Origin of the sequence: Paenibacillus antarcticus (genome assembly GCF_001637225.1) — a bacterium.
In the GTDB taxonomy this organism is placed as follows: domain Bacteria; phylum Bacillota; class Bacilli; order Paenibacillales; family Paenibacillaceae; genus Paenibacillus_AQ; species Paenibacillus_AQ antarcticus.
The window spans coordinates 12,611-27,296 of record NZ_LVJI01000012.1 but is presented as its reverse complement, the minus strand read 5'-3'; the positions used below and the strand labels follow the sequence as shown (position 1 = coordinate 27,296).

13 protein-coding genes are annotated in these 14,686 nt (G+C 40.2%); 12 read left to right on the top strand and 1 reads right to left on the bottom strand.

Translation table 11 applies throughout. From position 1 onward, the window contains the following. Positions 1–29: 29 nt before the first annotated feature. The 12 genes from PBAT_RS08145 to PBAT_RS08090 all read left to right on the top strand — a co-directional run bounded on the left by PBAT_RS08145 (position 30) and on the right by PBAT_RS08090 (position 12,754). Positions 30–1,181, top strand: coding sequence for a radical SAM protein (locus PBAT_RS08145; RefSeq protein WP_068648397.1), 1,152 nt, complete (start codon positions 30–32; stop codon positions 1,179–1,181). A gap of 415 nt (positions 1,182–1,596) precedes the next feature. Then, the gene (locus tag PBAT_RS08140; RefSeq protein ID WP_068648395.1) at positions 1,597–2,178 is read left to right on the top strand and encodes an RNA polymerase sigma factor; all 582 of its coding nucleotides are present in this window, start codon (positions 1,597–1,599) and stop codon (positions 2,176–2,178) included. Further along, positions 2,150–3,361 (top strand): DUF4179 domain-containing protein, encoded by a 1,212-nt coding sequence (locus PBAT_RS08135; RefSeq protein ID WP_068648393.1) that lies wholly within the window; start codon positions 2,150–2,152, stop codon positions 3,359–3,361. Before PBAT_RS08140 ends, PBAT_RS08135 begins: the two co-directional genes overlap by 29 nt. Before the next feature lie 474 nt (positions 3,362–3,835). After that, complete coding sequence (locus PBAT_RS08130) at positions 3,836–4,753, top strand: metal ABC transporter solute-binding protein, Zn/Mn family (RefSeq protein ID WP_068648517.1); 918 nt, start codon at positions 3,836–3,838, stop codon at positions 4,751–4,753. Between the two features lie 2 nt (positions 4,754–4,755). Then, positions 4,756–5,490, top strand: a complete 735-nt coding sequence (locus PBAT_RS08125) for a metal ABC transporter ATP-binding protein (protein WP_068648389.1) — start codon at positions 4,756–4,758, stop codon at positions 5,488–5,490. Beyond that, the gene (locus PBAT_RS08120; protein ID WP_068648387.1) at positions 5,487–6,401 is read left to right on the top strand and encodes a metal ABC transporter permease; all 915 of its coding nucleotides are present in this window, start codon (positions 5,487–5,489) and stop codon (positions 6,399–6,401) included. Before PBAT_RS08125 ends, PBAT_RS08120 begins: the two co-directional genes overlap by 4 nt. Position 6,402: 1 nt before the next feature. Next, positions 6,403–7,272 carry a metal ABC transporter permease gene (locus PBAT_RS08115; protein ID WP_068648385.1) on the top strand — a complete coding sequence of 290 codons (870 nt, stop codon included), beginning with the start codon at positions 6,403–6,405 and terminating at the stop codon, positions 7,270–7,272. Between the two features lie 269 nt (positions 7,273–7,541). Then, positions 7,542–8,054 carry a hypothetical protein gene (locus PBAT_RS08110; RefSeq protein WP_068648383.1) on the top strand — a complete coding sequence of 171 codons (513 nt, stop codon included), beginning with the start codon at positions 7,542–7,544 and terminating at the stop codon, positions 8,052–8,054. A gap of 169 nt (positions 8,055–8,223) precedes the next feature. Further along, positions 8,224–9,642, top strand: coding sequence for a glycosyltransferase family protein (locus PBAT_RS08105; protein ID WP_068648381.1), 1,419 nt, complete (start codon positions 8,224–8,226; stop codon positions 9,640–9,642). Positions 9,643–9,673: 31 nt separating this feature from the next. Then, the gene (locus tag PBAT_RS08100) at positions 9,674–10,909 is read left to right on the top strand and encodes a hypothetical protein (RefSeq protein WP_068648380.1); all 1,236 of its coding nucleotides are present in this window, start codon (positions 9,674–9,676) and stop codon (positions 10,907–10,909) included. Continuing rightward, complete coding sequence (locus PBAT_RS08095; RefSeq protein WP_068648378.1) at positions 10,899–11,633, top strand: glycosyltransferase; 735 nt, start codon at positions 10,899–10,901, stop codon at positions 11,631–11,633. Before PBAT_RS08100 ends, PBAT_RS08095 begins: the two co-directional genes overlap by 11 nt. Continuing rightward, on the top strand, positions 11,630–12,754 hold the full coding sequence (locus PBAT_RS08090) for a glycosyltransferase family 4 protein (protein WP_068648377.1): 1,125 nt from the start codon (positions 11,630–11,632) through the stop codon (positions 12,752–12,754). Before PBAT_RS08095 ends, PBAT_RS08090 begins: the two co-directional genes overlap by 4 nt. Here the strand turns inward: PBAT_RS08090 and PBAT_RS08085 are convergent. After that, entirely contained in the window at positions 12,710–14,677 is a 1,968-nt protein-coding gene (locus PBAT_RS08085) for a glycosyltransferase (RefSeq protein ID WP_068648375.1), read from the bottom strand. The two genes, PBAT_RS08090 and PBAT_RS08085, sit on opposite strands and share 45 nt — an antisense overlap. Between the last annotated feature and the right edge of the window lie 9 nt (positions 14,678–14,686).

The window sequence follows — 14,686 nt, the reverse complement described above, 5'->3', positions numbered from 1 at the left end:
ATTAATCTAAAATTAGGAGGCTGATAGCAATGAAAGATTTGGTGTTAACATCAGTACTAGCCGATATGAATGAGCTGCTTATGAAAGAACAAATTTCTGAATCGCAAAGAGTTGTGATCTATACTCACCTAACATCGCCTGAGAAAAGTTCAGAAGTATTAATGAGAGAGTTAAATGTATCTCTTGAAGAAGTAAAACACGCCTATAAGTTAATTAAGGAAGACACTGCAATTGTAGACTACATCCATTCTTTGTATTATCATAAACGTCTTTTCTATCAGAGCGCGAATTCAATCATTAAGGGTTGGTTAAGCAAACCAGACAACTTCCGCAAGTTGATCTCGGGCCAACCGATTGTACCTGACGTTCTAGAAGTTCATTCTACGAAAGGCACTTGTAATTATTCCTGTACCATGTGTTTGTGGTCTGATAAGAATGAATTAACGTATACATCCAAAGGCTTGGATATTCAAGGACTGATGACATTTGACGAATGGAAACAATTATTTGACGAGGCTAACATATTAGGGGTAAAGACGATCGTGTTTTCTGGTGGCGGAGAGTTTTTTCAGAATCGTGATGCGGGTGAACTGATTGATTACGTATCTAGTCTAGGAATGACCATCCATGTCTATTCTAACGGATTTAATTTAGAGAAATTAAATAATAATATCTGGGAAAGTTTGAAGAAAGCGGAACAGTTCAGATTTAGCATACATTCACCTAGATCCACTACATATAACCGAATAACCGGTATGCCAGAGAAAGTACAAGCATTAAAGAACGTTAGCAATAATGTAGCGAAGCTTAGAAAGGCCAGAGAAGAAGGATCCTTGCTTAGAATAGGGATCGGATTTGTCATTCAACCTATGAATTATAGCGAAATATTAGAAATGTGCGATTTTTCAAGAGACTTAGGTGTTGATTTTCTATGCATTCGAAAAGACGAAGTAGACGTTACAGACGGGTTTTCGGATATAGAATTTGAGATCATTCGTAATCAACTTATACAAATACGAGAACAAGATAATAACGGATTCTACAATAATACAACAATAGATATTTCGGATGAACTCGTGGCATGGATGGACGGTCATATACCAAACAAATCAAGAGTCAATCAATGTTTTGTGAAATATACAAGACCCACAGTAAGCCCCTATGGCATATTTGCCTTGTGATTTAAAAGCCGAACCTCGGTTTGCTTCGAGTAATTATAATTTGGGAAGTCTAAAAGACCAATCACTTTCAGAAGTTACGGATTCTCTTTCAGAATATTTCATTGCGGATAAATGTAATCAATGCATGCCAAGTTCGCGCACAATTAATGCTATTTACGATAAATTAATGAATGATTGCAAGATGGGAATTGCGTTAGAAGACCAACCCTTTCTTATATCATAGAATATTAATATAGGATGTAATGATTCATATGAACCATGTAGAGCCTGCTGCCAGAGTAAGGCTCTTTTCGCTTATTCTTTTTTTGGTATTATTGCTTGTTATTTGTTAAGTTTACTTAGTGGAAAATAAAAACATCTCATCTGTCACAAAACCCTAATATTTTCAGTTATATAGGCAGAAAGGAGGGGTTAAATGAAGGAATCACGTCGTTCAGATGAGAACTTCGATATAGAAATAAAGAATGTGGTGTATAAGGTACAGACAGGGGACAAGCAGGCGTATGCCTACATTATTCAAATGTTCCAAAGACGAATCGTTGTGTACTGCTATTATCTCCTCAAGAGTCAAGAAGAGGCAGAAGATGCTGCTCAGGATATATTTATAAAAGGGTTGGAGCATATCCATCGTTACGCCCATACGGCCTCTTTATCAGCATGGCTATATAAAATTGCTCACAATCATTGTGTAGATCTCATTAAGAAAAGAAATAAGAATCATCAATCTTTAGTGGAGTACAAGGAGAACAGAGAGCAAGAACAAGATCACGGATATACGGAGATCATCCATGACTTATTAGAACATCTGAATGTTGAAGAACGGCAAATTCTGTTGTTACGATCTCTTGAAGAGTACAGTTACGATGAAATAGCTGCCATTATGGATCTTAAACCGACAACGGTTCGGAAAAAGTATGAACGGCTTCGTAAAAAACTAATAAAGCCCATGAATAAGGGAGGGGAAGTCTATGAGCAACCGTTCAGAATTGGAGGATAAAGAGATCGATTATTTGAAGAAGTTAATCCGAGAAACGCCTATGAGAGTGAATATAGTTGAACAGACAATGAAGCGGGTTGAAAGTAACGGTGTGAAGGGCACAAGTGTAGATACGGTTGAACGGACAATGAAGCTAGTTGAAAGTAACAGCTTGAAAGACTCCAGATACAATCGCTCTCATCGGAGAAATGTACTGCGTAGAATAATGATAAGTGTGGCAAAAGCCGCTGCAGTTGTAACTTTGGTTATAGGTAGTACAAGGATTGTTTCACCAACAACGACTGCTTCCATCCAACAGGGCCAAGTAAAGGGCACAATCTTTCAGTATTCAAGTGATTATGGCCTAAAAACTGCGGATGAGAAAGGTCTTGTTACAACACTTAATAAAATTGTTACTCATGAGGGGTTAACATTGAAAGTGCCCGTTGTCGTATACGATGGTATCCGTGTTTCTCTTGGGATTGAACGCCAGACTTCTGAGGAAAAACTTTTAGAGGATACTATAACAAAAAAAATTAGCGGTTGGGACCTATTGATTAACGGGAAGTCTACCCAATCTTATGCACCGTATGGCAAATCTATGGGTTCATTTATGAATCCGGGAAACAATGATAATACAGCCTTTTTACATATTTCAGATTTACGTAATCAAGGAGGTAAGGTTTTTCCTGATGAATTTGAATTAACATTAACGACGACAGTGTCAGGAATTTCAGAGCCATTTACGTTTAATATTCCAGTGAAGAAGAATGCCAAAGATAACGTGGTGCTAACGCCATTTATAACTCGAAAATATGAGAGTATCAACATGACGCTTGAAAAGGTTGAAATCACGCCGATTACAACGAGTATAACCACACGTATTACGTTTCCAGAAACAATGAGACAACGATCATCGCAACCGCAGTTAGGCTATGCTATTTATGATGATAAGGGTAATGAACTGGAACAAATTAGCGGTGGTTCCGGATCGTTTCCAACCGGGCGTGGTAATGTTCATTTGACGGATTCCCACTTTGAACCTTTTGTAACGATGCCTAAATCTATTACCATTAAGACATTCAAATATATTCATGATAAAGTCGACAAAAGTAAATTTGAGTTTGAAGAAGATGGTGAAATAAAAAAGGTGTTTTTTCCTGCATTAGAGATCACAATACCCATAAATCAAGTGAAGAAATAAAGTGTGATAGGAAGTGAGGCTCCCTAGAAGTTTCCACCAAGGATACTGCGAAAGCGGTGCTCGCCTTTACAATAAACAAAAAGAAGACCTTCGGCATAACCATGCCCAAGGTCTTCTTTTGCATAACACAACTTTTCTGATTATGGTTTAAAAAAGATTGTTGTTCTCGACAAACATAGTTAACCATGTAAAAGATTATTACAGTATTTATTGATAATACCCTGTTTTAATAACAATAAGTTATGAACAGTAGGCGATTTTCTGAATATAAATAACTAGAATAATTACAAAATACTTGACAAAAAACGTATAAGGAATTACTTTTGTGTAAGGAAATAAATTTTGCCTAAGGGAAACAAATGTGGTTCAGGTGAAGTTGTGAGTTGTTAAACGATAGAGACATCCATACATACTAGGAATATATAGGGGGAGAGAAGATTGCGGAGAAAAGTGAGAAAGTTGAAATTAGGATTCATGTGGGTTCTAGGTATGACACTTGTGTTCGTGTTATCAGCATGTGGTTCGGTAGAGGACAATTCCGAAGACGGTAATAAAATAAAAGTCGTGACTACGATTGGACAAATTGCAGAGCCAATATCCATCATAGGTGGGGATCGCGTACAAGTAATAAGTCTAATGGGTCCTGGTGTAGACCCCCATCTGTATAATGCCACGCAAGGCGATATTAAGAAGTTAGCGAGTGGAGATGTTATTTTTTATAGTGGACATCATCTTGAAGGGAAAATGGGAGAGATATTTGAACATATTAGCAAGACCAGGCCCGTTCTAGGGATTACAGAAGTTATTCATAAGAAACAGTTACTTACAGATGACTCCGGTGCGATCGACCCGCACATTTGGTTTGACATTGACCTTTGGAAGCAAGGATTAGAAGCTGCAACAGAAGAGCTAAAGAAATTCTCCCCAGAGGATGCGGACGATTTTGAAAACAATAAGAAGGCTTATTTCACACAATTAGATGTACTAAAGGCGGAGTCAGAAGCTAAATTGTCACAGATTCCATTAGAAACACGGGTACTCGTTACAGCTCATGATGCATTCGGATACCTAGGAAGAATGTACGACATGAAGGTAGTTGGACTTCAAGGGTTAAGTACAGAAGCTGAAATTGGCATATCTAACATTCAGACGACCATTGATCTGCTTGTTGAATATCAGATACCGGCAGTTTTCGTGGAAACCAGTATCAATAAGAGTTCAATCACAGCAGTTATGGAAGGTGCTTCAAGCGCCGGGTTAATTGTGAAGTTAGGTGGGGAATTGTTCTCAGATGCTATGGGAGCCAAGGGAACGACAGAAGGTACTTATATCGGAATGTACAAACACAATGTAGATGTAATTTATGATGCGCTAACAGGAAAGGGTGAGTGACTATGACGGTATTAACTGTAAATGATCTAACGGCTTCTTATCGGAAGAATAAAGTACTGAATGATGTGTCCTTCAATGTAGAGCCGGGATCGTTAACGAGTATTGTAGGACCTAACGGGGCAGGTAAATCTACTTTATTGAAAGTGATGTTGGAATTGCACCCTAAACTTTCTGGGGAGGTTTCGTTCTTTGGATCCACGCTTAACAAAATGAAGACGAGAGTAGGTTATGTTCCTCAGAGGGGTTCTGTAGATTGGGATTTCCCAACAGATGCACTAGACGTTGTATTAATGGGGTTGTATGGACGAATTGGATGGCTGAAATGGCCGAAGCGCGAACATCGGGAGAAGGCAATGGATTCTCTTGAAAAGATGGGAATGGCCGACTACGCGGGACGCCAAATTAGTCAGTTGTCGGGTGGGCAGCAGCAACGTGTCTTCTTAGCACGAGCTCTTGTGCAAGAGGCTGATCTATATTTCATGGATGAGCCTTTGGCGGGTGTTGATGCGGCTACAGAACAGGCCATTATGACGATTCTGAATGAATTGAGAATGAAGGGCAAAACGGTAATGGTTGTTCATCATGACCTGCAAACGGTCGAAGATTATTTCGATCATGTGTTGTTGTTGAATCGAACAGTTGTTGCCCATGGCATAACGAAGGAAGTATTTACGAAGGACAATGTTTATCAAACATATGGAGGAACACTCCGCTATATGATGGGGGCTTCAACATGAATATTTTATTGTCCCACAATGCACAGTGGGTTATTGTAAGTACGTTAATTCTGGGAATGGCCTCAGGCATGATGGGATGTCTGTCTTATTGGAAGCGACAAAGTCTTATGAGCGATGCTTTATCTCATGCGGCTCTTCCGGGCGTTGTTATAGGTTTTGCACTGATGGGTGTAAAGAGCTTACCTGTGATGATGGCAGGTGCTGCGATCAGTGCGATCATTGCAGCATTCCTCATTCACTGGATCCGTTCTTCAACCCGGATTAAAGAGGATACAGCGATGGGGATCATTCTTTCCGTGTTCTTCGGATTCGGAATTATGCTCCTAACCATGGTGAATCGAATGCCAGGTGGTAATCAGAGTGGGTTGGACAGTTTTATTTTTGGTCAAGCGGCTTCGATGGTTCGTAAAGATGTATATACGATGCTCATACTCGCTGTACTCGTGATATTGGTCTTATTTATTGGATTTAAGGAATGGAAAATATTCTTGTTTGATCCTGATTTCGCGAAAGGACTTGGACTGTCAGGTCGAATAATGAATGGTATTTATTTAACGGTACTCGTGCTAGTTATTATTACTGGGATTCAAGTCGTTGGCGTAATCCTGATGTCTGCACTACTCATTATTCCAGCAGTAAGCGCAAGGTACTGGACACAATCCTTCAAATGGATGGTTGTCTTATCAGGTCTATTTGGGGGTGGAGCTGGATTGATCGGAACGATCATAAGTACGATGGGGAATGGTTGGCCAACGGGCCCCTTTATTATCGTTACGTCTTCTGCGCTCTTTGTCATCTCACTCGTATTTGGTATCCAGAAGGGGATATTAATACAAGCATTACAACTTCGTACACAGCGAAAAGCACATGTATCTTCTTCGCAATCTAATCTGACACAAGGAGGAGAATAGCATGTCGTATACCGGATGGATTTTACTCACTGCATCTCTTGTTGGATTATCTTGTGGATTGATGGGCGTCTTTCTGATTCTTCGTCGGATGGCGATGATGGCAGATGCCATTAGCCACTCGGTGTTGATAGGTATCGTCAGTGCGTATCTAATTACACGCGAATTGAGTGGTTGGCACATGATGGTAGGTGGAATCATTGCAGGTCTTCTCACAGCGGTGCTTGTTCAATGGTTTAATTCCCGGGGGGTACAGCAAGACGCTTCGATTGGTGTTGTGTTTACGACCCTTTTTGCGATCGGAGTCATTATGATCGCCACGCAGGTTGGGAATGCACATCTTGATGTGAAACATGCACTAATGGGCGAAATCACCTTTGTACCTTGGGATCTCATCCAATTGCCTGGGTTTGGTGCGATACCCGAGGCTACCTTAATTCTTATGATCGTACTGATTATTGTTGTTGTTGCCATACTTGCCTTCTATAAAGAGTGGAAAATAACCTCATTCGATCCCTTGCTTGCAGCCAGTATTGGTATACCCGTCGCATTGATGCACTATCTGTTCATGTCGCTAATATCCATTACAACGGTTGCAGCCTTTGATGCTGTAGGAGCTATTATGGTTGTTGCGATGCTGATTACACCGGCGGCTGCCGCGTACTTATGGACGGATCGGTTATCCATCATGCTTGTTCTGAGTGGAACATTCGGCGTAATATCTGCTATAGGTGGTTATTATATAGCGGTACTGCTAGATACCTCTATCTCGGGATCCATGGCTTTTGCAACAGGTATCGTGTTTATGATTAGTTTCTTATGTTCACCCAAACACGGTGTTCTTGCACAGCGCTTTCGAACGGCTAAAATGTAACAGGGTTATATTTTCCATAGCGGCGGCTACTCATCCTTAAGGGATGGTGTAGCCGTTTCTTCTTGGTTGAATATAGTACGTTTACAAAAGTACAAAATTTAAATTTTGTTGTAACTTTATTGCAACGTTTTGGCCTTATGAATCGTCTATAGTTATGTAAGAGTCATTCAAGGGAATTGGAAATGATTGAATAACTTTTTAGATGGGTAATTGTAAAATATAAGAAGTTGAATGTTGCGTAATGATTACGTAATTAAAGGAGAATTTCCATGAGAAAAAAATCAGCTTTGATCATGACGATTATGATGGTTGTACTTTTAACTTTTATCACATCCGCAAGTGCAGTGGGGTATGAGCCAGTACCAGTTGACAAAGAAACAGTCACGGCTTATATTTCAAAGCTTGAACATAAAGATGGACAGCTATTCATTCAGGCAGATGATATTCAGTGGTATGAAGGTGAAGCTGCTAACAAGATATTCTTAGAACGTGAACAAGATATTGGAGACTTAGAGGGTCCGCCAGATGGATATTACATCGTCAATGACAACGAAGATTTAACAACATATAAAGTGTCTGATAATTTGGAAGTACTGATGCAAATTTATGATCGTGATGGTACCTATGAAGGTATGGACATTAACTGGAATGAACCTATTTCACTAGATAAGTTTCAAGAAGTGTTCGCGAATACAGAAATGATGGATCTCAGTCAATTCCCTTACCATTTGACGATACAAGATGGCGTAGTTATACGAATTGTTCAACAATTTATTCCATAAAATAGTTCCACGTAAGACAAAGGACTGAACCTGATGACAATCATCGGTTCAGTCCTTTGTTGTGTTCAGAGCATACATAAAGGACAAACCAGAAGATAATTATGGGATATGAATCCAGGGCGATCATACAATAAATATAGAATAGTATGACGATGGGGCGTGACGGATCATGTCTAACAGGGATAACATCGAAAAAAATACGGAGCATCTTGCAAAGAGATTCGCACATTTGGATCACATAGGGCTCATTGGTTTACCAAGTATTGATAAAGTAACGATCATCTTGGAAATGACTGATCCAGTATGGGCGGTTCATAGTATACAGTTGCTACTGCTTCATTCAGAACATCCAATTCGAATTATTGCACTCCCGGGCAGCTTAGAGTTCCCCTCGATACAGCAATATTTTGCAAAAGAAGATCCCATTGAGTTCTGGCCTTACGAGGCAGGAATAGATCGAGTAAATCAAGCGTTTTTAACGATTGAGACGCCATTTGTTGTGCTTATGGAAGATAGAATCATGGTAACACCAAGGTGGTTGTCCAGTCTTATCTGGCCATGTTTGGACGAAGAACATGTCATGATCGTGTCCCCGATGTCACCTACGGAACAATTTGATGGAAAGCTTGACTTATGGTTTCAATCTCATGTTGATCTTGTAAGTTATGCTGAGGAGCACAACCCAAGAAATCAAGGGTTGTGGCGCCAAGTTACGATGTTCACCGGATCCTGTCTATTGTTTCGTAGAGAGTTACTTGATGTTGTAGGAGGCTTCGATCCACGTCTTCGCTCACGTGAACTGAAAGTTGCAGACTGGTGTCTGAGAGCGCGCATGATTACAAGACAGTTAGCGTTGTGTGAGGATGTGTATGTGCAAGCACTTCATTCCCTCCAACCGAGACGTGGAGAGAAGATTATCTCAGATGAATGGGATGTATTTTGTTCGAAATGGGGAATGGAGAGAGAGGCTTACCCATTAAAGAGCATATCTGAACTGGATATTTCTAAGTGTTCAATTCAACCGTTCATATCGATTCATCATGAACCATTGTTTATAACTGTGTTTCTTGTGGTCAGTGAGGTATTGGATACAACATTTGAACCCGAGTATTCAACGCAGATTGAACAGACATACAGTCGAATCCAATGGGTTGGTATTCTGATAGGAGAGCATCAGGAACTCCCTTGTAATGAACATAGAATCTGGGGTAGTTTGGATGCCTTAATCAAGGTGCGTGAGGTAGAAGAATGGCATGAGGCGCTAGAAGCGGCTTTCATGTTAGCCAAAGGAGAAGTTATCATTTTCATGTTCGCTACCAGAGCTTACGAATCGGACTATGTAACCAGAGTGGTGGACTTCATGTATCGTGAATCCGCTGATGTTGTTGTCAATACAGGAAATGATACTCCGAACTTAGAAGCCCAGGTTCACATTCCCAAAGAGCCATTACCTGTTCCTCTTTCACTAACTGCACATCGCCGTATACAAGAAGCGGGATCTTACGTGAGGTCACTTGAAGAGTATTATTTCATCCCTCGCGCTTCACTTCGAGCGGTGTATTGGACAAAAGGAACGGAGGATGAATAGATAGGGATTTCCGAAGAATGGGGGGTTCGGCATGAAATATATGATATTTTGTCACAATGGTTGGGGTGATTTCTCTTACAAAAGAATGCTGAAACTATTACCTGACCGTGATGAGGTTATCGTTGTTGGTGAAGTGATGAAGAAGGATGAACAAGATTATGATGTCTGTTCAATATCTTTAACCAACATGTTGTCACTAGATCTAACAGAGTATACGACTATCGTGTGTTCTCCTTATTGGTTGAAGACGGTCAACTCGCTTCATCCCCGCTACATGATTGCACTTCTAGAAAGGTGCCCTGATGACCAAGATGCAGAGATGTGGAATAAATATAGTGAAATTCTGGCAGCCCATGCAGATATCGTAGGTACGGCCTCGGAGCGGATATATTTGGAGCAGTGTCTTAGAAGAGAAGGTATATTTCTGTTAAGTGGAGAAAGTCCGCTCACTTATGGCATGGTAAATCATCGGCAAGATACATTATTTCTAAACGATTATGAGATGATCTGGTTCGAAGCATTATCGTGTATGAACAAGGGAGAGCGGTTTGAACAATGGACTTATGTGCAATGGGAAATACGTTGCAAGTATTACGTTGATTTGGGTGCAACGTATCCCTTCCATGCCACGATTAGTTATCTGGCAGCAACCTATCTGTATTTGTTAGGAAAAAGTTCAGATGCGGGTATGTATGTAGTCAATTCATTTGAACAGATGGTTCTTCATGATTATTTAGACTGTTTAGACTCTCATTATCGATTTCTCTCCAGTATGGCGGCTCAAGTGGGTGATCTGGAGAAAGCAATTCGAATATATGCTGTTTCAGTATATTCTGAAGTGGATCAAATGAAGGTGATTGAGATGAGGCTTTGGCTAGACCATGGAGAAGATGATTTAGTAAAAGCTGAGATATTTAGACTGAATGAAGACTATGCTTCTGCGATTCGGACATTAAAGCCGTTAAATTCTTCTGAATCGAAATCGTTATTAAGGGACAATTATATGCAGACCTATCGCTATGAGGATGCTCTGAGATTGACAGAGGAAGGTTCTTTAAGCCATGAGATGGACAGTGAAATAAGTTTGGTCAATAGCCTGTTGATACGAGGAACGATCCATATGCTTCATAACAGACCTTATGAAGCCGTAAAGGCCATCCTTACAGCAACGACAGTAGAGCTGAGTGCCTTACAATGGCTAACTGAAATGTCTTCGTATGAAGAGTCTGCAGAGCGAATGTTAAGGAGTATAGCCTATGAATCATAAGCCTATTCGTAAGACGTCGGGTAATCGACTAACGGCCATGATGCAAGTTCGTAACGAGGCGAATCGTTATCTTGAATCTGTGTTATACGATTTGAGCGAGTTCGTAGATGAAATTGTCATTATTGACGATGCTAGTACCGACGGAACGTTTGAATTATGTCAATCTTTTGCTAAGGTAACAAGACTTATAAAGTTGGATAAATCTGAATTTAACCACGAGTGGCAACTACGACAAAGATTGTGGGACTTAGCCATTTCTACAGATCCTGATTGGCTCTTAGCTGTTGACGCAGATGAATTTTACGAAGATCTTGCCAAGTTACAAATGAGGGATTTAATTAATCAGGATAAGTATGACTGGGTAGGGTTTCGTATCTATGATTTCTGGGGAGGGTGCACCCATTACCGTGAAGATGATCTGTGGTTAATTCACCAGCGGCATACACGTTTACTCGTACGATATTTACCTGATTTCTATTATTTCTATCCAAGAATGGATCAGCATGTTCCGCGGCTTCCACTTTCTTATGCCGTATTACCTGGATTTCAATCGGAACTTAGGGTGAAGCATTATGGTTGGGCTGTGTCTAAAGAAGAACGATATGAGAAATATTTACGCTATATGTCGAGCGACCCCAATGGAGAATGGGGAAGTCTTGAACAGTACCAATCGATTCTCGATGAGTATCCTACATTGATCGAATGGAAAGAGAATCGCTTATGAAAGAGATCAGTATACTCACATCTCATTTGTTTAATTTGAATAGTGAAGGCTCATATGTGATCCCAGGAGGCGGAGTAGAGCGGTACATATGGGAATTATGTGAGTCGATTCAAGAGCTAGGAATGAAGATAACCGTTCATCAACTGACATCTATAGGCTCTTTTCACAAGCAAATAGGAAATATAGAGATCATAGGACGTCAAGTAAGGGAAGAAGAGAGAGTTCAAAAGATTATGCAAATGTCAGATACGATCGATGGACTTATTGTTTATGCAGGGATAGAGGAGTTAGGCCCTGCATTTCCATATCAAATCGGAAGTATTGGGATCAGCTATGCTCAAGGAAGTGTAGTTGACTGTTCATTAGAAGAGGCTACTTATGATCGTTTACAGCAAATTGTAGTAGTGAATACACTCGCACTCGCTGGAATTCGTTGTTATCAGCATACGAAAGAGCAGGCTCTGGGTATCGTTATACGTCAGAGCGTGGATCTATTGAAATTCAAACCAGTTCTACATTGGTCTGAACTAAGAAACGCTTTGCGTATTGTATTTCCAAGATTATTGGATCAGGGACGAGAGGTCCTTAATACGCTTCTCTTGATTGATCGAATTCTACAAGTTTATCCTGAAGTAATCGTTGAATTTGCGAATGAGTCAGAAGAAGAGAACGAATATACCTTTGCTTTCAGACTCTGGCTTAAGAATCATCCGCATAAGGGTCGTATCTTTAATGAGAAATATTCTTTCCGTAAAATGGATGAAGCATATAAGAAGGCTAATATCGTTGTGATTCCTTCTTTTTTTAAGGAAGGGAGTTCCTATTCCTGTCTTGAAGCGATGAGTTGTGGTATTCCAATAATTGCTGGTAATCGTGGTGGGATTAACGATTTTATTGTAGATGGCTATAACGGTATATTAGTTGAGCCATTAGAAGATCATTTGTTCAATGGAATATCTAGATTGTTAGATCATGCTGATGTACGAAGATATTTGGGATCTAACGGACGGAGAACGGCTGGTGCCTTTGATAAGAAAGTATGGAAGTTGCAATGGATAAAGTTATTTAAACATATGTTAGATGCTGATATAGGATCGAAAGAGAAGAGGCCAGCAGATTGAGCCTATTGGAATATACGACGTATGAATTGGATCGACACGAAGAAGTTTGTAGTAGGCGAGTGCGACAAGTTGAATTACTTCACGGGAGTGACATAACGATTCTTCTATTCGTTCATTCAGTTCAGGTATTTCCCCACAGGCTTGTGCAATAGAAGCATAGTATAGCCATTCGGAGATGTCAGAGGATACTCTTGTTTGTTCATGCGTTTGATCATCGGAATAATGGTGTTCTTGTTGTTGCAAGAAGATCTGACACCATTGTTGCTGAACAGCCTGAGGGGATTGTAGTAAACCTGCGAGAATAGATTGAGGGAGTGTAGACCAGTGAATCTCAGAACTTGAATGCCGAAATAAGGCTAGTAATGTATTCCAAGAACCTGTCTGGATAAATAATTGTATACCGTATTCAAGTAGCTGTTGGTTGAGTGGATTGAAGGAAGTGTCAGGATGATCTTCTAAGCGTTTCTGTATGCTGTTCATATCAGGTCTGACTTGTATTAACTGATTCATCCATCGAAGAGTAGATTGAGACATCTCCGATTCGTACGTTATTGCCCATAGATAGGAGAGAATCATTGGATGATTGGGAAAAGTATGAAGTAATACTTCTAGTCTCTGGACACTATCGTGACGATCACCAGACTGTTGGATCAGCATGGCATCAACAATGGTCTCGGGTTCTGTGGGAAGATATGATCTCAGCTGAGATAGCCAAGGCGTAGATCTGCTGTTAAGTGCGGAAGGCGTTAGGAACATTAGGATATCAGAGGATAGTGATTTATGGTATTTCTCGGTGATGAGTAATAGACGAGGGATTTGGTTAGATAACAGACATATAGGGACGATGCTCCTCCAAGAAGGCATATAATCAGAGCGAAATTCCAGAGATTGTTCATAGTGTCTTAATGCTTCTTCAAATAAAAGAAGCTGTTCACAGATTGTTCCGGCGACCCAATGAGTTCGATACGTACCGCTTCCAGAAGTTGAACTATACTTGATGGATACGTCTCCTGCTTTGAGTGCCTTTTGAAGATATTCATATGCTAGAGAGAAGCGATTTTGTTCGGCTAACAGGAAAGCATAAGTTTCAAGTAAATCTGTGAAATCAGGGAAAAGAACGATACCTTCCAAGAGGATATCTTCAGATTGCTTAAGCTTCCGACACATGTATAAAGCGTAAGCAGATTTTAAATATAAGTCAGATGTATAACCGGAATGTGCCGGGACCTGGCGTAATAATGGGATCAAGATTGTGGAGGCCGATTCATAATCGCCCAATTGATAATACTCTGTGCCGAGTGCATAGAGAAGTGGTAGATGACCCGGCTGCTGTTGTAAGTTATGTTGAATAATGTTTAAATTGCGGGTCCCCTTATCTTTACGAACAAGCTCATGCTGTAAATAGCCATAGTGTTTAATACGTAACGATGAGAATGCAATATTAGCATCAGGTATTTCCCATATGCTCGGAGCTACACTTTCGTGAATGTGATCAGAGAAAGTGATACGTGTATCATTTCTAAATAATCGGCATACCGTATCGGTAACATAGCTGCGCTCTATTGTCTCACCTACATAACTTTTTAAAGATAGAAAGTACCCTTGGTTATCATTGTTGTTAAGCAAATTACATAATTCTTCTACTTGCCAGTTATCCGCTTCTTCATCAGCATCCAAGACTAGAATCCATGAACAGGATGCTTGTTGCAGTACTGTATTTCTTGCTTTTGCAAAATCATCTTCCCAAGGAATATGAATGACTTGTGCTCCGAACTTATGGGCAATGCTGACACTCTTATCATGGGAGCCTGTGTCAGCAATAATAATTTCAGATACGAGTTGATGAATAGAAGATAAGCATCGCTCTAAATGAAGTTCTTCATCTTTCATAATCATACATAGGGAAATATCTAATTTTGGCATGTGATGAGG